This window comes from Mycobacterium sp. (assembly GCF_965229105.1).
Taxonomy (GTDB): Bacteria; Actinomycetota; Actinomycetes; order Mycobacteriales; family Mycobacteriaceae; genus Mycobacterium.
Window position 1 is genome coordinate 2,445,629 of sequence record NZ_OZ245858.1, and the last position, 18,185, is coordinate 2,463,813.

At 64.8% G+C, this 18,185-nt stretch carries 19 protein-coding genes; 11 read left to right on the forward strand and 8 right to left on the reverse strand.

Annotated elements, in window-relative coordinates; genetic code table 11:
• Positions 1 to 77 precede the first annotated feature (77 nt).
• Genes ADBZ9O_RS11735 through ADBZ9O_RS11750 form a run of 4 tightly spaced genes read left to right on the forward strand, consistent with a single transcriptional unit; the run spans position 78 to position 4,131 of the window.
• On the forward strand, positions 78 to 1,667 hold the full coding sequence (locus ADBZ9O_RS11735) for a methylmalonyl-CoA mutase family protein (protein WP_526531337.1): 1,590 nt from the start codon (positions 78 to 80) through the stop codon (positions 1,665 to 1,667).
• A 16-nt stretch (positions 1,668 to 1,683) separates the two neighbouring features.
• The gene (locus ADBZ9O_RS11740) at positions 1,684 to 2,085 is read left to right on the forward strand and encodes a methylmalonyl-CoA mutase C-terminal domain-containing protein (RefSeq protein ID WP_526531339.1); all 402 of its coding nucleotides are present in this window, start codon (positions 1,684 to 1,686) and stop codon (positions 2,083 to 2,085) included.
• 34 nt (positions 2,086 to 2,119) lie between these two features.
• Complete coding sequence (locus ADBZ9O_RS11745) at positions 2,120 to 3,076, forward strand: LLM class F420-dependent oxidoreductase (RefSeq protein WP_526531341.1); 957 nt, start codon at positions 2,120 to 2,122, stop codon at positions 3,074 to 3,076.
• Positions 3,077 to 3,123: 47 nt separating this feature from the next.
• Positions 3,124 to 4,131: a CaiB/BaiF CoA transferase family protein gene (locus ADBZ9O_RS11750; protein ID WP_526533086.1), complete on the forward strand. Its 1,008-nt coding sequence runs from the start codon at positions 3,124 to 3,126 to the stop codon at positions 4,129 to 4,131.
• Here the strand turns inward: ADBZ9O_RS11750 and ADBZ9O_RS11755 are convergent.
• Positions 4,119 to 4,427 carry a 2Fe-2S iron-sulfur cluster-binding protein gene (locus ADBZ9O_RS11755; RefSeq protein ID WP_526533088.1) on the reverse strand — a complete coding sequence of 103 codons (309 nt, stop codon included), beginning with the start codon at positions 4,425 to 4,427 and terminating at the stop codon, positions 4,119 to 4,121. The genes ADBZ9O_RS11750 and ADBZ9O_RS11755 overlap by 13 nt on opposite strands.
• Positions 4,428 to 4,516: 89 nt before the next feature.
• On the opposite strand from ADBZ9O_RS11755, the gene ADBZ9O_RS11760 reads away from it, so the two are divergent.
• From ADBZ9O_RS11760 to ADBZ9O_RS11775, 4 genes are read left to right on the forward strand one after another with little or no spacing between them, the layout of a single operon-like run.
• On the forward strand, positions 4,517 to 5,992 hold the full coding sequence (locus ADBZ9O_RS11760) for a class I adenylate-forming enzyme family protein (RefSeq protein WP_526531343.1): 1,476 nt from the start codon (positions 4,517 to 4,519) through the stop codon (positions 5,990 to 5,992).
• The gene (locus tag ADBZ9O_RS11765) at positions 5,970 to 6,872 is read left to right on the forward strand and encodes an acyl-CoA dehydrogenase family protein (RefSeq protein WP_526531345.1); all 903 of its coding nucleotides are present in this window, start codon (positions 5,970 to 5,972) and stop codon (positions 6,870 to 6,872) included. Before ADBZ9O_RS11760 ends, ADBZ9O_RS11765 begins: the two co-directional genes overlap by 23 nt.
• The gene (locus ADBZ9O_RS11770; protein WP_526531347.1) at positions 6,859 to 7,953 is read left to right on the forward strand and encodes an acyl-CoA dehydrogenase family protein; all 1,095 of its coding nucleotides are present in this window, start codon (positions 6,859 to 6,861) and stop codon (positions 7,951 to 7,953) included. Before ADBZ9O_RS11765 ends, ADBZ9O_RS11770 begins: the two co-directional genes overlap by 14 nt.
• A gap of 2 nt (positions 7,954 to 7,955) precedes the next feature.
• Positions 7,956 to 8,720 carry an enoyl-CoA hydratase/isomerase family protein gene (locus ADBZ9O_RS11775; protein ID WP_526531349.1) on the forward strand — a complete coding sequence of 255 codons (765 nt, stop codon included), beginning with the start codon at positions 7,956 to 7,958 and terminating at the stop codon, positions 8,718 to 8,720.
• A 16-nt stretch (positions 8,721 to 8,736) separates the two neighbouring features.
• Here the strand turns inward: ADBZ9O_RS11775 and ADBZ9O_RS11780 are convergent, their stop codons facing one another.
• Positions 8,737 to 9,501 (reverse strand): SDR family NAD(P)-dependent oxidoreductase, encoded by a 765-nt coding sequence (locus ADBZ9O_RS11780; RefSeq protein ID WP_526531351.1) that lies wholly within the window; start codon positions 9,499 to 9,501, stop codon positions 8,737 to 8,739.
• A 111-nt stretch (positions 9,502 to 9,612) separates the two neighbouring features.
• Here ADBZ9O_RS11780 and meaB point away from each other — a divergent pair, with 111 nt between their 5' ends.
• Positions 9,613 to 10,482 (forward strand): methylmalonyl Co-A mutase-associated GTPase MeaB, encoded by an 870-nt coding sequence (gene meaB, locus ADBZ9O_RS11785; protein WP_526531353.1) that lies wholly within the window; start codon positions 9,613 to 9,615, stop codon positions 10,480 to 10,482.
• A gap of 174 nt (positions 10,483 to 10,656) precedes the next feature.
• Here the strand turns inward: meaB and ADBZ9O_RS11790 are convergent, their stop codons facing one another.
• Together ADBZ9O_RS11790 and ADBZ9O_RS11795 are read right to left on the reverse strand one after the other, a co-directional pair.
• Positions 10,657 to 11,484 (reverse strand): acyl-CoA thioesterase, encoded by an 828-nt coding sequence (locus tag ADBZ9O_RS11790; RefSeq protein ID WP_526531355.1) that lies wholly within the window; start codon positions 11,482 to 11,484, stop codon positions 10,657 to 10,659.
• Between the two features lie 49 nt (positions 11,485 to 11,533).
• Complete coding sequence (locus ADBZ9O_RS11795) at positions 11,534 to 12,187, reverse strand: TetR/AcrR family transcriptional regulator (RefSeq protein ID WP_526531357.1); 654 nt, start codon at positions 12,185 to 12,187, stop codon at positions 11,534 to 11,536.
• Between the two features lie 187 nt (positions 12,188 to 12,374).
• Here ADBZ9O_RS11795 and ADBZ9O_RS11800 point away from each other — a divergent pair, with 187 nt between their 5' ends.
• The gene (locus ADBZ9O_RS11800) at positions 12,375 to 13,391 is read left to right on the forward strand and encodes an acyl-CoA dehydrogenase family protein (protein ID WP_526531359.1); all 1,017 of its coding nucleotides are present in this window, start codon (positions 12,375 to 12,377) and stop codon (positions 13,389 to 13,391) included.
• Between the two features lie 10 nt (positions 13,392 to 13,401).
• Positions 13,402 to 14,577: an acyl-CoA dehydrogenase family protein gene (locus tag ADBZ9O_RS11805; RefSeq protein WP_526531361.1), complete on the forward strand. Its 1,176-nt coding sequence runs from the start codon at positions 13,402 to 13,404 to the stop codon at positions 14,575 to 14,577.
• A gap of 9 nt (positions 14,578 to 14,586) precedes the next feature.
• Here ADBZ9O_RS11805 and ADBZ9O_RS11810 read toward each other — a convergent pair whose 3' ends face one another.
• The 4 genes from ADBZ9O_RS11810 to ADBZ9O_RS11825 are packed head-to-tail and all read right to left on the reverse strand — an operon-like array spanning position 14,587 to position 18,185.
• Complete coding sequence (locus ADBZ9O_RS11810) at positions 14,587 to 15,411, reverse strand: acyl-CoA dehydrogenase family protein (protein WP_526531363.1); 825 nt, start codon at positions 15,409 to 15,411, stop codon at positions 14,587 to 14,589.
• A 2-nt stretch (positions 15,412 to 15,413) separates the two neighbouring features.
• Entirely contained in the window at positions 15,414 to 16,541 is a 1,128-nt protein-coding gene (locus ADBZ9O_RS11815) for an acyl-CoA dehydrogenase family protein (RefSeq protein WP_526531365.1), read from the reverse strand.
• Complete coding sequence (locus tag ADBZ9O_RS11820) at positions 16,538 to 16,972, reverse strand: nuclear transport factor 2 family protein (protein WP_526531367.1); 435 nt, start codon at positions 16,970 to 16,972, stop codon at positions 16,538 to 16,540. The genes ADBZ9O_RS11815 and ADBZ9O_RS11820 overlap by 4 nt, the downstream gene beginning before the upstream one ends.
• Positions 16,950 to 18,185: a metal-dependent hydrolase family protein gene (locus tag ADBZ9O_RS11825; protein ID WP_526531369.1), complete on the reverse strand. Its 1,236-nt coding sequence runs from the start codon at positions 18,183 to 18,185 to the stop codon at positions 16,950 to 16,952. The genes ADBZ9O_RS11820 and ADBZ9O_RS11825 overlap by 23 nt, the downstream gene beginning before the upstream one ends.

The window sequence follows — 18,185 nt, forward strand, 5'->3', positions numbered from 1 at the left end:
GCTCTCCCGGTGGTCCGCCAACAAGGGATGGTATTGGCATTCTCTTTTTTTGCAAGTACGTTATCGGGGTGGTTCACGTGGCTCCCAAGCATGACAACACAGCTCAGACCTCTTCTGGCATCCCGGTCGAGCCGGTGTACGGCCCGGCAGGCCGCGACGGTGATCCACCGCCCCCGGGCACGTATCCGTTCACCCGCGGCAACTTCGCGTCTGGCTACCGCGGCAAGCTCTGGACGTTTCGCCAATACTCCGGATTCGGCACCGCCGAGGAATCCAACCAGCGCTACCGCTACCTGCTCGACCAGGGCGGCACCGGACTGTCGGTGGCGCTGGACCTGCCGACGCAGTGCGGTTACGACTCCGATGATGCCGAGTTCGGCGAAGAGGTCGGCCGGGTCGGTGTCGCGGTGGACACCCTGGCCGACGCCGAAGTCTTGTTCGACGGGATTCCGCTGGACACGATCAGCACCAGCTTCACCATCAACGGAACGGCGGCCATCCTGCTGGCCTTCTACGTCGCGGCCGCCGAGAAGGCAGGCGTGCCAAGGGCCAAACTGACGGGCACCATCCAAAACGACATCCTCAAGGAGTATGCGTCGCGCGGTACCTGGATCTGGCCGCCGGAGCCGTCGCTGCGCCTCATCGCCGACACCATCGAGTTCTGCGCCGCCGAAGTTCCCCGTTTCAATGCGATCTCGGTGGCGGGCGCGCACTTCCGTGATGCCGGGGCAAATGCCGTCCAGGAAATGGCCTTCACGCTTGCCGACGGGGTCACCTACTGCGACACCGTCGTCGAGCGTGGCCGGATGACCATCGACCAGTTTGCCCCGCAGATCTCGTTCTTTTTCTACACCCACGGCGACTTCTTCGAGGAAATCGCCAAATACCGCGCCGGCCGCCGCCGTTGGGCGACGATCGTGCGGGAGCGCTACGGCTCGAGTAGCGATAAGGCGTCGATGTTCAGGTTCGGCTGCGTATCCGGCGGTGCCTCGTTGTATGCCCCGCAGGCCCAGAACAACGTTGTCCGGATCGCTTATGAGGCAATGGCTTCCGTGCTCGGCGGCGTGCAGTCGATGTTCACCGCGGCCTGGGACGAGCCGTTCGCGCTGCCCAGTGAGGAATCCGCGACGCTGGCGTTGCGCACCCAGCAGATCCTGGCCTATGAGACCGGGGTGACCCGGGTGGCCGATCCGTTGGGTGGGTCGTACTTTGTCGAGGCGCTGACCGATGCGACCGAAGCCAAGATCATCGAGATCATGGCCGATCTGGAGAACCACGGCGGCATGGTGCGTTGTATCGAGGACGGCTACCTGCAGGGCCTGATCTCCGATGAGGCCTACCAGATGCACAAGGACGTCGAGTCCGGTGCGCGCCCGGTGGTCGGGGTCAACAAGTTCGTCGTCGACGAGCCGCCGCCGGATATCGACACCTACGAGCTCGACGCCCACGGCCGCGATCTCCAGCTCAAACGCCTGTCCAAGGTCAAGGCGGAACGGGATCCGGCCGCAGTGGCGGCGGCCCTGACGGCTTTGTCGAAAGCCGCTGAGGGAGATGACAATCTGATGCACAAGCTGATTGACTGCGCCAGTGCTTACTGCACGGTCGGCGAGATGGTGGCCACCCTCAAAGCAGTCTGGGGCGAGTTCCAGCAGCCTGTCGTTTTCTAGAAGGAGAGTGTTCTAGGTGAGTGCACGCATACTGGTGGCGAAACCCGGTCTCGACGGCCACGACCGGGGAGCCAAGATCGTTGCGCGCACCTTGCGCGACGCCGGCTTCGAGGTGATCTACACCGGCATTCGTCAGCGGATCGAGGACATCGTGTCGATCGCCCTGCAGGAAGATGTCGCCGTTGTCGGGCTGAGCATCCTCTCCGGCGCGCATGTTGCGTTGACCACTCGCGTCGTCGATGCATTGAAAGCCGCTGACGCCGGCGATATCGCCGTTGTCGTCGGTGGCACCATTCCCCAGGCCGATGTGGCCAAGCTGACGGCGGCGGGTGCCGCGGCGGTATTCCCGACGGGCACACCGCTCGACGACTTGGTCACCGGTGTGCGGGCGTTGACGGCGGAAAAGGTGGCCGAATAATGAGATTCGGGTGGGCGAAGCGGGGTGGGAGAAAATGAGACTGGGCGTGATGATTGGGGCCGAGCGGGGCGATATGACCCGCAAGGTCACCAAATTGCTCTCCGATATCGAGTGGGCAGAAGGCGCCGGGCTGGACACCGCCTGGATGCCGCAGGTGCCCGACGATTTCGACGCGTTGACCATGGTGTCGCTGATGAGTAGTCGCACCAGCCGAATCGAGCTCGGCACCGCTGTGGTGCCGCTGCAGGCCCAGCATCCGATCGCCCTTGCCCGCCAGGCACTTTCGGTCCATGCCGGCAGTGGGGGCCGGCTGGCGCTCGGCGTCGGGCCGTCGCACCATTGGATTGTGCGCGACATGCTCGGCATCCCCTACGAAAAGCCGGCCGCCTACACCCGCGACTATCTCGAGGTGCTCAACGCCGCTACCGCTGGTCCTGGCGCGGTTGACGTCCAGAACGCGTCATTTACCGTGCACAACCCGACCGCCCTCGGCGCGGAGACGCCGATGCCGGTCTTGGTGGCGGCGCTGGGACCGGTGATGTTGCAGATCGCGGGCGAACTCGCCGACGGCACCGTGTTGTGGATGGCCGATGAGCGAGCGATCGGTGACCACATCGCGCCACGCATCAACAAGGCTGCTGCCGATGTCGGACGACCCGCTCCGCGCATCGTCGCCGGTATCCCGGTCTGCCTGTGCGCCAACTCCGAGATTGACGCCGCCAAGGAACGGGCCAACCGGATCCTGGCCGAGGCCGAGACCTCGCCCAACTATCAGCGTCTGCTGGATCGCGGGGATGCCCGCAATGTGGGGGATCTCTGTGCCGCCGGTGACGAGGAATCAATCCTGGCCCGGTTCAAAGCTTTTGCCGATGCCGGTGTCACCGATCTGTCGGTGCGCCTGTTGCCGATCGGGGACACCCGCGACGAGCTGGTGGCGTCGAAGTACCGCACCAGGGATGTGATCGGGGAACTGGCGAAGGCAGTCCAGTGAGCACGCCCGGTCCGCTCGCCGGTATCCGGGTGCTCGAGGTCGGCACCATGCTGGCCGGCCCGTACGCCACCATGATGCTGGCCGATCTCGGCGCCGAGGTCACCAAGATCGAGCCCGCGACGGGGGATATCTCGCGTCAGGTCAGCGACAGCTACTTCGCCAGCCTCAACCGTGGGAAACGCAGCATCTGCCTTGATCTCGCAGGAGAGGAAGGGCAGCGCCGTCTTGGCGAACTCGTTGCGGAATCTCATGCGCTGCTGGTGAATCTGAAACCGTCCGCCATCCACAAGCTCGGGCTGACCTATCAACGACTGCAGCAGTTCAATCCCAAGATCGTCTGCGTGGCGATCACCGGGTTCGGGTTGTACGGGGGTGATGACCCCGCCTTCGACTACATCGTGCAGGCCAGCACCGGGATCGCCATGCTCACCGGCGATCCCGACAGTGCGCCGACCCTGCCGGGCTACTCGTCGGCCGATAACTCCACCGGACTGACCGCAGCGCTAGGTCTGCTCGCGCAGATCCTCTCCGGTACCGGTGGCCAGGTGGACGTTTCGCTCCGTGATGTGATGCTCTCCCAGTTGAACTACCGGGCCGCGGCCTATCTCAACGACGGTATCGAGCCGCAACGCTATCCAAACGGAGCGCATTCGTATTACGTTCCGGCGCAGCTTTTTCCGACGGCCGACGGCTACCTGGCACTGTTTGTCACCCATGACGCATTCTGGCGGCTGTTTTCGGCCGAGGCCGGTGTGACCGGCTTCGCCACGATGGCTGAACGGGCGGCGCACCGCGATGAAGTACTGGCGGTGGTGTCTTCGGCGCTGGCCCAGGACACCGCCATCGGCTGGGAGACCCGGCTGCGTGCGTTGGGCATCCCGGCAGCTGCCGTGCGGACGCTACCGGAGGCATTGGAGGCCACCCCGGAGGCCATCGTGTCGGCAGGGGATTTTCGGCTGGTGGGCAGTTCCATCCGCGTCGACGGTTATCGGCCGGACTACCGGCCACCCCCTCGACTGGGGGAGCATGGCGCGCTACCGGCTCACTCGTCGTAGCTGACCGTCAATGGACCGTCGGGGGTGGCTTGGCACGTCAGCACATAGCCCTCGTCGACTTCGTCGTCGTCCAGTGCGTCGTTGACCCGCATGGTCGCCGAACCCTCGGTCACCTTGGCCATGCACGTACCGCAGTTACCCGCTTCGCAGGAGAAGGGTGGTGCCATTCCCGCCTGCCTGGCGATCTCCAGCAGGGTGTCGCCAGGGCGGAGCGCAGTCACCACGGTCTTCCCGTCGAGCTGGATCGTCACGGTCGCTGCAGTGGGTGCAGCGTCGGTGGACGTCGATCCGGACATTGGTGCAGTCACCGCGCCTCCTTGAAACTGGTATGTCAATTCTACCCCAGTGAGAATATAGTTCTCACTACCGATAGGATCCTTGTGAAATGTTCTCCGCGTCATCACCATCAGCCGAACCTGCGTCTCAGGTTGACCTGGGGCGTACCGATGCTGATCCCTACGTCTTGGCTTTCGAGAACCGCCAGTATCGCCGCTCCGAATTGGCCGCGCTCATCGACGGGCTCGCCCACACGCTGAGCCGGCGCGGCGTGACCCGCGGGCAGCGCGTCGCCCTGATGTCCTCGAACCGGCCGGAGTTCGTCATCGCGTTGTACGCCATCTGGCAACTGGGCGCCGCTGTGGTGCTGCTCAGTTCGTCGTGGAAGCGTGCCGAACTAGAGCATGCGCTGGCACTCACCCATCCCGAGCACGCGGTTGGGGATCAGGCGCTGTTGGCCGCGCTGATGCCGATGCTGGATCTCGATGAGCCGATCGCCTCCGCCTCGGCTGCCGTCGGGCAGGTGCCGAATCCCGCCGACGATGCCGTGCTGGTGTTCAGTTCGGGCACCACCGGTATGCCCAAGGCCGTTCGGCATACCCACGGCGGGTTCGCCGCTGCCGTCGGCCACTGGGGCGCGGCCCTACAGCTGGGGCCTGCGGACCGTCTGCAGATCGCCACCCCGCCGAGCCATATCCTCGGGCTGCTCAATATCGCCACCGTGCTGGCAACCGGCGGCTGGCTGCGACTGCACCGTCGCTTCGATATCGACCAATTGCTCGCACATATCGAATCCGATCGGATCACCGTCGAGATGGCCGCCGCGCCCATTGCGCTGGCGATCGCGTCACACCCGGAGCTGGAGAACTACGACCTGTCCTCGTTGCGCTACATCATGTGGTGCGCGACGCCGGTGACCGTCAGCGTGGCCGAGACCGTCACCCGGCGGACCGGGGTCACCTGGGTCACCGCCTACGGCGCCAGTGAGTTGCCGGTGCTGGCCTGTAATGAGATCGCCGGTGCCCGGCTGGACAATGTCGGCCGCGCCGTGCCCGGTGTGCGCCTGCGGGTGGTGTCACTGGAAACAGGTGATCCACTACCGGCGGGTGACGCCGGTGAAATCGAAGCGCGGTCCAATTCGGTGATGGCGGGGTATCTGCCGGAAGCCGAGTCGGAGAGCGCTTTTCACGACGGCTGGTACCGCACCGGTGATGTCGGATATCTGGACGCCGACGGTTGGTTGCGCATCACCGACCGGGCCAAAGAGATGATCAAGGTGCGCGGCTTCCAGGTCGCGCCCGCCGAGGTCGAGGCCGTCCTGCACGGTCATCCGGCGGTGCGGGACTGCGCGGTGTTCGGCGTACCGCACGAGGTCGACGGCGAGGCGGTGGTGGCGGCGGTCGCCCTGCACGGCGCCGTCGGCACCCCGGCGGACACCGAGCTCATCGAACTGGTCGGCGAACGACTGGCATCGTACAAACGCCCCAGCCACATCGTGTTCGTCGAAGAAATTCCCCGCCTGCCCTCGGGCAAGGTATTGCGTCGCGTGCTGAAGGAGCGCCATGGATGTACGTCTGACCACTGAACAACAGCAACTGCGGGATGCGGCCGCCAAATTGGCCGACGACCTCGGCCCAGGTTCTGTCGCCGATCTTGCCGACGAGAGTCGGATCGCCCGGCTGGACAAGCAGATTGAGGCCACCGGCTGGCGTTCACTACGCTCCGACGAGGCATCGGGTGTCGAGGTGGCGATCGTCGTCGAGGAGTTCGGCCGCGGGCTGGTGGATGCGCCGTTCCTCGGCCCGGTGCTCGCCGACGACCTGATCCGGCACGTCGGCGCTCAGGGGCCTGCGACGATCGCCGTCGATGGTGAGGCGATCGACGCCAGAGGCTATCGAAGCGCAGTTGCGCTGCGCGGTAACAGCATTCTGGGAGTCGATCTCCACGAGGCGCAGTGCGGTGTTGACCTCAGTCGCTCCGTTGCCGCCGTCGCCTCCGCACCCGCGGTGCTCGGCGAGCTGGACGGTGACGCCGCGAACCGGTGGTATGCGTTGGCGCTGGTCGCCACCGCCGCGGATCTGGTCGGAGTTTCGCGCGGTGCGCTCGCGCTGGCCACTGACTATGCGAAAATCCGTGCGCAGTACGGAAAGACGATCGGCTCATACCAGGCCGTCGCGCACCTGCTCGCTGAAAGTGCGGCTCTGATCGAAGGATCGGTGAGTGTGTTGCGCTACGCCGCATGGGCGGTCGACGAACTGGCGCCCGCGGCGGCCGTGCGGGCGGCCCAGATCGCTAAGGTCTACTGTGCCCGCACCGCCCGCACCGCATGTGAGACCTCGATCCAGGTGCACGGCGGTATCGGCAACACCTGGGAGTGCCTGGCGCATATCTATCTGCGTCGCGCGCTGACCGTGACTGAACTTCTGCCCGTCAAGCTGGAGGAGATCGATCTTGGACTTTCGTGATTCGCCGGACGAAGCCGCCTTCCGGAATCGGTTGCGCGCCTGGCTCTCCGAGCATGCGGGAGAATTTCCCACCTCCGGGGACGAATACTGGGCCAAGGCAGGGGATTGGCACCGTGCCCTGTACGAGGGTGGCTTTTTCGGGTTGTCGTGGCCGCGTGAGTACGGCGGCCAGGATCTGCCTCCGGTCTATGACGTGATCCTCGACGAGGAGCTGACCCGCGCTGGTGCACCGGCCCGCCCGAGCTTGGGCTACCTGGTGACCGGGCTGGGCAGGCACGGCAGCAAGCAAATCCAGCAACGATTCCTGCCCGGCATGATCAACGGCACCGAGCGGTATTGCCAGGGCTTCAGTGAGCCCGGTGCGGGTTCGGACCTCGCGTCGCTGACCACCACGGCGGTGCGCGACGGAGATACCTACATCATCAACGGACACAAGATCTGGACCAGCTACTCCGACGACGCCGACTGGTGTCTACTGCTGGCCCGTACCGATCCGAATGTCAAGCGGCACAAAGGAATTTCGGCCTTCATCATCTCGATGCACCAGCCAGGAATCGAACAACGCCCACTGAAGATGATCAGCGGGGTGACCAAAGAGTTCGGTCAGGTGTCCTTCGACGGTGCGACGGTACCTGCCGATCAGATGGTGGGCAGCCCTGGCGAGGGGTGGCCGCTGGCGATGACGGTGGTCGGTCATGAACGGGAACCGTCGACGCTGGGCTTCGCCGCTCGGTACGGCAAGACAGTGCACAAGTTGCTCGGCAAGATCGACGAGGGTGCTCGGGTGCCCGACGAATTGGCCTGGGCTGCCGTCGAAACCGAGATGCTCACCCGCCATGTGCAGCGCCGGCTGTCTGAGCAGCTCGACGGGATTTCCCACGGTTCGGAGGGCTCGATCGACAAGTTGCTGATGACCTGGGCCGAACAATCGGTCGGACATGCGGTGCTGGCGGTCAATGGAACTCGCGATGCCGAGACCCTCGGCGACTACCTCTACAGCCGTGCGCAGAGCGTCATGGGCGGAACATCGCAAATTCAGAAGAACATCATCGCTGCACGAATTCTGGGACTTGGAGTCTGACCATGTATGACATGCCTGCCGAAATCGACGTCACGGCCGACGGCGCGCTGCGCATCATCACACTCAACAGGCCCGACGAACTCAACGCCGTCAACGACGCGTTACACGTGGGCCTGGCCAAGGTGTGGGGTGAGATCAACGAGGATGCCGGTGCGCGGGCGGCGGTGATCACCGGTGCGGGCCGGGCCTTTTCGGCCGGCGGTGACTTCACCTATCTCGACGAACTGCGTCGCGATGAGGCCCTGCGCGTCAAGACCATCAAGCACGGCCGCGACCTCGTCATCGGCATGGTCCGGTGCCGGGTACCGCTGATCGCCGCGGTCAACGGCCCGGCCGTCGGTTTGGGCTGCAGCCTGGCCGCGTTGAGCGATATCGTCTATATGGCCGAGACCGCGTTCTTCAGTGATCCCCATGTGCAGATCGGTCTGGTGGCCGCCGATGGCGGGCCGCTGGTGTGGCCGTCGCAGATCAGCCTGTTGCAGGCCAAGGAATTTGCGCTGACCGGCGTGCGGATCAAAGCCCAGCGCGCCGTCGAACTCGGCTTGGCCAACCATGTGGTCGCCGATCCGCTGACCGAGGCGATCGCCTGTGCGAAGAAGATCCTGGAGCTGCCGCAGCAAGCCGTCGAGAGCACCAAGCGGCTGATGAATATTCAACTGGAGCGTTCGGTGATGGCGTCGCTGGACTACGCCAACCTTGCGGAGTACGTCTCGTTCGGCACCGCAGACTTCAACACAATCGTTGACGGTCTGGTCGCCAAAGGGTGATGTGTGGAGTTTCAGGTCATCGGGGTGGAAAGCGCAGGCCACCGTCGAGCCGGATGACCTCGCCGTTGAGGTAGTCGTTGTCGATGATCGACGCCGCGAGCGTGGCGTACTCGGTCGAACGTCCCATTCGTTTGGGGAACGGCACCTGAGGTGCCCAGTACGCCTCCAACTGATCGGCAGCCTTGCCGTACGCGGGGGTGTTGATGGTGCCGGGGGCGATCGTCACGACCCGGATGCCCAAGGGGGACAGATCGCGTGCCGCGACCAGCGTCATGCCGATCACGCCGCCCTTGGCTGCCGAATAAGGCACCTGACCGACCTGACCTTCGTAACCGGCAATCGACGCGGTATTGATGATGACCCCGCGCCCGCCCTCGTCGAGCGGTTCCTGCTTGGCGATGGCGGCAGCGGACAGGCGCATCACGTTGAAGACTGCCGTCAGATAGAACGTGATGGTGGTCTTGAAACCCTCGAGGTCCAATGGGCTGCCGTCTTTGCCGACGAGGCGGCCCCCGCTCGCCGGGCCGCCGTGGGTGTCAACCGAGATACGCAACGGCCCAAGCGATTCCGCCTCGGCGATGGCGGCATTGACGCTCTCCTCGCTGGTGGCGTCGGTGCGCACATATCGCACGCCCAGCTCGGCTTCGAGCGCCTTGCCCTTATCGTCGGCCATATCGGCGACCACCACTTTGGCACCCGCGCCATGGAGTCGTCGCACGGTCGCTTCGCCGAGCCCGCCGGCGCCACCGACGACAATTGCGGAGTTCCCACTGGTTTGCATCCTGTTTCCCTTCTTGCAACTGCCACTCTCAAGCTATGAGAATACTATTCTCATAGCTGTGAGTGCAGACTGCACTCCGGTGCGGACCAGGCGGGGATAATCCTGACGACGATGACAGACGATATTGCCGAACTCATCAGTGCCGCGCGCAACGGATCGACGCGCGCGGCGGGTCGATTGCTGAGTCTGGTCGAAAGCTCACGCCGGGATGACGTGCTGGCTCATATCGGGCCGACCGACGTCCAGGTCATCGGTATCACCGGGCCACCGGGCGCCGGCAAATCGACGACGATAGCGGTGCTGGTGACCGCCTATCGCCAACGCGGGCTGCGGGTCGCGGTGCTTGCCGTCGATCCGTCATCGCCCTACAGCGGGGGTGCGCTTCTCGGTGATCGGATCCGGATGGCCGCGCATATCAACGACTCCGACGTCCTGATTCGTTCGGTGGCCAGCAGGGGACACCTCGGGGGATTGGCCGCCGCGGTCCCCGCCGCCATCCGGCTACTCGGCGCGCTGTCCTACGACCTCGTCCTGATCGAGACGGTCGGGGTCGGTCAGTCCGAGATCGAGATCGCAGCCGTCGCCGATCCGACAGTCGTCATCCTCAACCCCGGCGCCGGTGACGCGATCCAGGCCGCGAAAGCCGGCCTGCTCGAGGTCGCCGATCTGGTGATCGTCAACAAGGCCGATCGTGACGGCGCCGATCAGACCGTCCGCGATCTGCGTGCCGAGACACCTGCCCCGATCCTCAAACTCGTTGCCTCACAGGGTGATGGAATCGACGAGGTGGTGGAGGCGATCGCCGCGCACCGGCGTACCGACACCCCGGCCCGCCGCACGGCCCGGGCCAGGGCCCAGATTCTGTCCCTGGCCCAATCCCGGTTGCAGCGCCATCCCGATCTCGACCGACTGGCCGCCGCCGTGGCAGACGGGGGCAGCGACGCATACGCCGCCGCCGAAAAGTTGTTGGGCGAGCGGTAGTTGACCGAGACGCAGGCCGACTCAGCCCGGCGACGCGATGATCTGTGGCAAATCTGAGGTGGTGCGGATCCCAGGCGCTGCTGCACAGACCGCGGCTACCGCGTTGACGACCCGGTGGCCCACTGCACAACCCGAAGTGGTCTCGTGCCGTTGGGCAACAGGGAGTTTGAGGTCTTACGGGCGCTCCGAATTGCGGAACCGCACCAGCGCCTCCTGGGCGTAGGAGGCGACAAGGGCGCCGCCCTCGGTGAGCACGTCACCGCGCCCGAAGGTGCGGCCGTGGGCCAGGATCGGGCTGTGCTGGCGCAGCAGTAGCCACTGGTCGGTCCGGAACGGCCGGTGAAACCACAGCGTGTGCGAGGTGACCGCGGAGGTGAAGGTGGTCCCGTTACCGCGCTGGTTCACCCCATCAACCGGGCGCAGTGCCGTTCCGATCAGCGTGAGATCGGTGGCGTAGGCGGTCAGTGCGGGCGCCAGGGCAGGGTCGACATCGGGGGTGCGCATCCACAGTGAAAACTGCGGCGTCGCGGCGGCATCGTCGTTGAGGTCATCGCTTGCCCTGACCTCCCAGGGAATCATGTCGATGGTCAGCGTGTGCTCCGGCCCGAGCGGTGGGGGCACCGCGGCGATCTCCTGGTGCTCGCGACCCTCCTCGGCGACGTGCATGGAGACCGATGCCGTGGCGACGACACCTGAGGACTGGCTGGCGGTGATCGATAACGTGGCGAAGGTCCGGCCTTCGTGCGCAACCCGTACTTCATAGACGATCGGCTCGTCGGCTCTACCCTCGCGGGGGAATAGGGTGTGCACGGATTTCACCGATTTCTCGGGACACGTCGCGCGCGCTGCTTCGATGAATTGGCCCAGGATCTGTCCGCCGAACACCCGGTGATACTCGAGTTTTTGGTTGGCGCCTTCGAAGGAGAGGGCGATCCCGTCGTCCTTACCGGAAACCGGACTCAAGTCCAGGCAGGACAGTAAATCGCTCCAGAGATCCGGCATCCGCTGAGTGTAAGCGATGTTCTTGCGGGTGGAGAATGCAATTCTTGGACTATTTGGCGGCAAATCCTTGAGCGCAGAACGTCCACACTTCGTCGGCCGTGATCGGATGCGCGACATCTTCGTCGGTGGGCGTGCTCGACTGCGCGGTGAACATCACCGTCTGCATCGTCATCACCGCCATCCGTTTCGGCGTGACGCCTTCGCGCAGGCAACCTGCCGCGTAGGCAGCTTCCATGAGTTCGGAGAACAGCGCGATGACGGGTGCGTGCGCCACCCGGACCTCAGTGGGATGGGAGATGAGCAGCTGGGGCGCGAAGTCGGTGAACAGCGGCCGCTTGGCGGTGGGATCGGGTCGAGATAGCTCGAACAGCAACTCAATTGCCACCTTGAGCCGCTCGAGCGGATCCTCGTGGCCTGCGACAGCCGCCCGAATCTGGTCCGCTGCGCGGCTCAGTGCATCTTCGAACAAGGCGAGCAGGAGTTCATGCTTGCCGTCGAACTGCAGATAGAAACTGCGTAACGACTGCCGTGAGCGATCGACGACTTCCTGCACCGTGAAATCGGTGCTGCCCTTTTCGGTGATGATCGCCTGGGCCGCGTCCAGGAAGCGCTGCACCCGCTGCGCGGCGCGCAACTTGGCGGTCTTGATGGAGCGTTCGACAGCGCGTTGTTTCCACGCCGGTTCTTCGCTGGGGCTGCTCACCGGCGGCCCGACGTCCGGCTGGTTGCAGAGCCCGCGTTAAGAGACATGGATGAACTGTACCGGAGAACAGAGCGACATTGGGTCTCCACGGGAGACCGGGCGAGTGCTTTTTGAGATCACCACTTTCGCCGTGCGAGAATGTTATTCTCCAGATCGAAAAGCAAGCCGTAAAGCGTGAGGTGCCGCGATGCTGTTAGAGCTCGATTCCGATCAACGATTCTGGCGCGACACCGTGCGCGATGCGGCGGCGAAGGAGTGCCCGGCGTCATTGGTCCGCCGGATCGCTGAGGATCAGGACGCCGCGGGCGAGCCGGCGCAGCTGTGGCGCACCTATGTCGACATGGGCTGGACAGAGCTGACCGATGCAGCCGAAGCGGTCGAGCTCGGCATTTTGATCGAGGAACTCGGTCGAGCCACCGACCCGACGCCATTTCTGGCCACGCTGACGCAGTTCACGCCGCTGGCGCCGGGCCATGCCGACCCCGCCCTCTGTGGCTCGGCGGTCTATCAGGGCGTCACCGCCGCCCGGTCGGGGCAGGGCTGGATCCTCGACGGCACCGCCAGGCACGTGCTGGACGGTGACCGGGCGGACCGTCTCGCGGTGGTCACCCCGGCGGGTGTCTTTATCGTTGCTGCTGAACAGGTTTCAGCGCGCCGGGTGTCTGTTTTCGACCCGGTGATGCACGTCGCCGAGGTGACGTTCGCCGGTGTGGAGGTGGGGCACCGCGAGCGCATCGCGGCCGCCGATGCCAAGCGTGCCTACGACCTTGCTCTGACGGGGATGGCGTTGACCATCGTCGGTGCGTGCCAGCGTGTTCTGGACCTGGTGCTCGACCACGTCCGTGACAGGAAACAGTTCGGTGTGCCGATCGGGTCGTTTCAGGCCGTGCAGCACAAGGCCGCCGACATGCACATCGCCATCGAACGGGCCAGGGCGCTGTCCTATTTCGCCGCTTTGACCATTGCCGCCGATGACCCGCGCCGCCGGTTGGCCTCATCGATGGCCAAGGCCTCGGCAGGGGAGTGCCAGTCAGTGGTCTTCCGCCACGGTCTGCAACTCTTCGGGGCGATGGGCTTCACCTGGGAGAACGATGTCCAGTTCGCGCTCAAGCGGGCCAAGGCGGGTGATCTGCTACTTGGTGGCGCCGCCCACCACCGCGCACTGATCGCAGAGCAGTCGCTGGCTGGTAGCGGCGAGAAGTGAGGAGAATCCAGTGCAATTGACCTTCGATGCCGACGTCGAGGCGTTCCGCGCCGAGTTCGCCGCGTTCCTTGATGAGCACCTGCCTGATGCAAACGTCGCCGTCGAGCGGTCCGGGTCGACTGCGGACGTACCCGAATGGGCGCGGCAGTGGCAGCGTCTGCAGTTCGATCACGGCTGGCTGCTACCCGGAAATCCACCGGAATTCGGCGGTCGCAACGCGACCATCCTGCAGCAGTTCGTCCACCTCGAGGAGCTCTCGAAGCGCAAGATCTACCAGAGCTTCAACCCGCAGGGTGTCGGCATCATCGCCGCTTCGCTGCTGTCGTTCGGTACCGAGGAACAAAAGCACCGCTGGGCGGTGCCCATTCTGCGGGCCGAGATGACCGCGGCGCTCGGGATGAGTGAGCCCGGTGCGGGATCGGACCTGGCGTCACTGCGGACGGCCGCAGTACTGGAGGGTGACCACTTTGTCGTCAACGGCCAGAAAGTCTGGACATCGGGCGCCCACGACGCCGATCTGATCTTGGCGTTCGTCCGCACCGATCCCGATGCCCCCAAACATAAGGGCATCAGCGTTCTGGTCATCCCCACGGACACCCAAGGTGTGGTCTGTCGGCCGTTCGCGTCGATCTGTGACCGCGATGATCTGGACTTCAACGAGGTCTTCTTCTCCGATGCGAAGGTGCCCGCGGAGAATCTGATCGGACCGCTGCACGGTGGGTGGGGGGTGGCCAACGGCTCACTCGGTCACGAGCGCACCCTGCTGTGGCTGATGTTCGCTGACCGGCTCGACGATCTGGTAGCCGACTTCCGCCCGTCGGGAACCATCGAGCGGGACCAGTACGCGACGCTGGTCATGGACGCTTACGCGCTGCGGCTACTCGGCTCGGCAGCACTGGCGCGTGAGGCACGGGGTGAGCAGGATGTGCCTTCGCTGTCGATATTGAAATTGCTTGGCGCCGAGGCGGTTCAGGTTGCCAGTGAACACGCGTTGACGGCCGCCGGTGTTGATGGCCTGTCCCATCCCGCACTGACGGCCGCCTACGCGCCATTCGGTGAGGACGCGACGTCGGTGAGCTGGTTCGAGAGGTATGCCCGCAGCTTCGGCGGGACCATCGCGGGTGGCACCTCGGAGATCCAACGGGGCATCATCGCCCAGCGGGTGCTCGGCCTGCCCCGAGGCTGACGCCCGTTTCTAGAGCTCGGCCAACCTCGGTGCCGAGCCGCGGGCTCGCAGTCCCGCGCCGGCCTTGCGAGTGAGTTCTCTTGCGCTGCCTAGTAATCCGTCCAGCACCAACACCCGTTCGATATGACGGTGCAGGTCATGCTCGGCAGTGAAGCCGATCCCGCCGAGCACCTGTTGGCAATGTTTGGCCGTCGTCAGAGCGGCCTTACCCGCTGCAGCCTTGGCCAGCAGCGCGGTGAGGTCATTGTTGGCCGCACCGGGCAAGCTCAGTGTCGCCTCGGCGCCTTCGATGGCAATCAGTGTCTCGGCCAGCCTGTGCCGGATTGCCTGGAATCCCGCGATCGGTCGACCGAACTGCTCACGGTCCAGGGCGTGCTGACGGGCCAGTGCGAGCATGGCGCGCGAGCTACCGACCAACCACCAGCCCAGGGCGCGGCGCGCCTCGGCCAGGCGCAGCAGATCACCCTCGTCCACCCGGCGTAGCGGCAACCCGCCGAGCACGTTGAGTTCTGTGGAATCCTCGAGAACCCACTTCGCTGCTTCATCCTCGGCGACCCGTTCCCAGATCACCTGGATTCCGCCGGCGTAGGGCAGCGCGGGAATGCCGCCAGGCGGGCGTCGGGACGACTGTAGGACGACGTCATTGAGAATCGAGGCATGCGAACCTGTTTCGCCCAGCAACCGGAACACCAGGGGTATCGCCACCTCGGGCATATCGGAAAGCATGTCGACCCAGCCCATATCGGCCAGTGCCGCGTCAAGTTCGACGCCGGAGATCGACAGCATGGTCTTGCGCAGGCTGTCTTCGAGCAGTGCCAGTGACTCGGGATCCATCGTCACTCCTTCCCGAGATCGAGCAGACGGCGGGCGATGATGTTGCGCTGTATTTCCGCGGTGCCTCCGTAGATGGTGGCCGATCGCGAGTACAGGAACTCGGTGCGCCAGCTGGTGTCCTGCAGTTCAATGGCGCCCGGTAAGAGGTCGCGTGTGGTGTCGTAGAGCTGTTGTTCGGCGCTGGCCAGCAGCACTTTGTCGATCGAGGTATCCGGACCCAGCTTGGCGCCGTCGGCCAGCCGCAGCTGGGTGGCTCGTGAGCGGCAACGCAGTGTGTGCAGAGCCAGATACGCAGTACCCAGGTCGGCGTCGGCGGCCGGGCCGAGTTCGCTTTTGACCGCGTCGATCAGCGAATCGAGCCGGGAGTACAGATACGCGATGCGCTGCCAGAAGCACGTCGAGCGTTCGTAGGGCAGCAGGTCCATCGCCAGCTGCCAACCGTCGCCGACATTGCCGAGCATGCGATCGGCAGGTACCTCGACATCATCGAAGTACACCTCGCAGAATTCGTCGACACCGTGCATGGTGCGCAAGGGCGAGACAGTGATTCCCGGGGTGTCCATATCGACGAAGAACGCCGTGATCGACTGGTGGTTGGGGGTTCCCGGCTCTCCGGTCCGGGTGAGCAGGACACACCGCGTCGCGTACTGCGCGAAGCTGGTCCACACCTTCTGGCCGTTGATCACCCACGTGTCTCCGTGCTGCGTGGCCTTGGTGGTCAGCGAGGCGAGATCGCTTCCCGAGCCTGGTTCGGAGAAGCCCTGGCACCAGGTTTCACGACCGGATAGCAACCGCGGCACCATTTCTTCGGCAAGTTCCGGTCGGGCGTAGTCGATCATCGTCGGCGTCAGCACCTCGAGCATCGAATAAGGGCCGGGATCGTCGAGGCCGCGACCGACGACTTCTTCGCCGACGATCGCGCGCAGGATCATCGGCCCACCGAGACCGCCCGCGGATTCGGGCCAGCCCCAACGCATCCAGCCAGCGTCGTAGAGCGCGCCCAGCACCCGGGAGTGCTGCGCGTGGTGGGCGTCGAGGGAATGGTCTCCCGGGGGTGGGGTGAGATCGTTTTCATCGAGCCAGGCCACCAACTGTGTCCGGAACTCTGCGACCGACAGTGGTTCAGTCATGCACTCGGGCGTCCGATGGCGTGCGGACGGCCGTGATCGTGCTCGCCGCTGCGGCGGATGAACGTCATGGCCCGCGTCTTGAGCCGCCACCCTTCGGTGGTGCGGAGGTACGTATCGCGGTAGTAGCCGATGCGCATATCGTGCTGGGAGTGCTCGATGAAGCACAGTGGCTGGGTGCCCGACGCCGCGTCGGGGCTGTCCGGGTCGAGCTCGATGAGCGCGGTACCGGTCATGAACAGGCCTTTGGGTGCGGCTTCGACGAGCACCGGAAAGCGGTCCAGTGCATAGGTTTCACCGAAGGCGCTGTAGGTGCCGTCGGGGGTGAACACCGATACCAAACCCTCGATGTCCCCCTGGGTGATGGTGACCGCATACTTGGCGAGGAGCTGTTGGATGTCGACGAGGTCGTCAGTTCTTGTTGGCTCGGTCATTTCGGAAAACCGTACCCCCTTTCATTACAAAACTTACGTCCTGTGTAACTGTAATGTCCAGCAGGGGGTCACCGGGCACGGCGATGACATCGGCCAGCTGGCCCACGGCGAGCCGACCGCGGTCGGTGACGTTGATCAGATCGGCAGCCACGATGGTCGCTGCCCGCAATACCGCCAGCGGCGGCATACCCCATTCGACCAGGGTGACGAGCTCATCGGCGTTGCGCCCGTGCGGGATGGCGGGTGCGTCGGTCCCGACAGCGATCTTCACCCCGGCCTCATACGCAGCCTTGATCGAGGTCTCGGCTTTCGGGAACATCTGGGCTGCCTTGTCCTGCAACTCTTTCGGTGCCTTCGAGACATCCATGGCCTGTGCGAGCCGCCGGGTGGTGACCAAGAACCGGTCGTTATCGACCAGCATCTGGATCGCTTCGTCGTCCATCAGAAAGCCGTGCTCGATACAGTCGATACCGCATGCCACGGCGTGTTTGACCGCCTCGGCGCCGTGGGTGTGCGCGGCAACGCGCAGCCCACGCCGGTGCGCCTCGTCGACGATCGCGCGCAACTCCTCGTCCGAATAGTGTTGCGCCCCTGCCTCTCCGGTCAGCGACATGACGCCACCGGAAACGCAGACCTTGATCAGCTGGGCGCCGTGCTTGATCTGGTAGCGCACCGCCTTGCGGATCTCGTCGACCCCGTTGGCGATACCCTCCTCGACAGTCAACTCCAGCGCCCCTGGCATGAATCCGGCGAACATGGTCGGATCGAGATGCCCGCCGGTGGGGGTGATCGCATGCCCGGCCGGAATGATGCGTGGTCCTTCGATCCAGCCGGCGTCGATCGCCTTCGCCAACGCTACGTCCAACAGGTAGCCACCGGTTTTGACGAAAAGCCCCAGGTTGCGCACGGTGGTGAAGCCGGCGCGCAGCGTGCGCCGGGAATTGCCCACTGCGCGCAGCACCCGGGTCGGGGGGTCATCCTGAACCTGCGAGAGGCCGGGGTTTTCGCCCCGCCCGCCCATCAACAGGTTGACTTCCATATCCATCAGGCCGGGCAGCAGGATTGAGTCCCCCAGGTCGAGAACCTCCGAGCCGTCGTCCTCGTCGGGGCCGCCGACGGCGACGATCCGGTCGTCCTCGATTTTCAGAACGCCCGGCCGGATGATCTCGCCTGCATCGATATCCAGCAGACCCGCTGCCTTGAGGGTCAGCAC

Bases quoted from the DNA above. Each gene is read 5' to 3' on its own strand.
- ADBZ9O_RS11750 (WP_526533086.1), top strand. From the start codon at position 3,124: ATGCTGGCCGGCCCGTACGCCACCATGATGCTGGCCGATCTCGGCGCC.
- ADBZ9O_RS11790 (WP_526531355.1), bottom strand. From the start codon at position 11,484: ATGCCGGATCTCTGGAGCGATTTACTGTCCTGCCTGGACTTGAGTCCG.
- ADBZ9O_RS11745 (WP_526531341.1), top strand. From the start codon at position 2,120: ATGAGACTGGGCGTGATGATTGGGGCCGAGCGGGGCGATATGACCCGC.
- ADBZ9O_RS11765 (WP_526531345.1), top strand. From the start codon at position 5,970: ATGGATGTACGTCTGACCACTGAACAACAGCAACTGCGGGATGCGGCC.
- ADBZ9O_RS11780 (WP_526531351.1), bottom strand. From the start codon at position 9,501: ATGCAAACCAGTGGGAACTCCGCAATTGTCGTCGGTGGCGCCGGCGGG.
- ADBZ9O_RS11810 (WP_526531363.1), bottom strand. From the start codon at position 15,411: ATGGATCCCGAGTCACTGGCACTGCTCGAAGACAGCCTGCGCAAGACC.
- ADBZ9O_RS11815 (WP_526531365.1), bottom strand. From the start codon at position 16,541: ATGACTGAACCACTGTCGGTCGCAGAGTTCCGGACACAGTTGGTGGCC.
- meaB (WP_526531353.1), top strand. From the start codon at position 9,613: ATGACAGACGATATTGCCGAACTCATCAGTGCCGCGCGCAACGGATCG.
- ADBZ9O_RS11775 (WP_526531349.1), top strand. From the start codon at position 7,956: ATGTATGACATGCCTGCCGAAATCGACGTCACGGCCGACGGCGCGCTG.
- ADBZ9O_RS11800 (WP_526531359.1), top strand. From the start codon at position 12,375: ATGCTGTTAGAGCTCGATTCCGATCAACGATTCTGGCGCGACACCGTG.
- ADBZ9O_RS11760 (WP_526531343.1), top strand. From the start codon at position 4,517: ATGTTCTCCGCGTCATCACCATCAGCCGAACCTGCGTCTCAGGTTGAC.
- ADBZ9O_RS11820 (WP_526531367.1), bottom strand. From the start codon at position 16,972: ATGACCGAGCCAACAAGAACTGACGACCTCGTCGACATCCAACAGCTC.
- ADBZ9O_RS11755 (WP_526533088.1), bottom strand. From the start codon at position 4,427: ATGTCCGGATCGACGTCCACCGACGCTGCACCCACTGCAGCGACCGTG.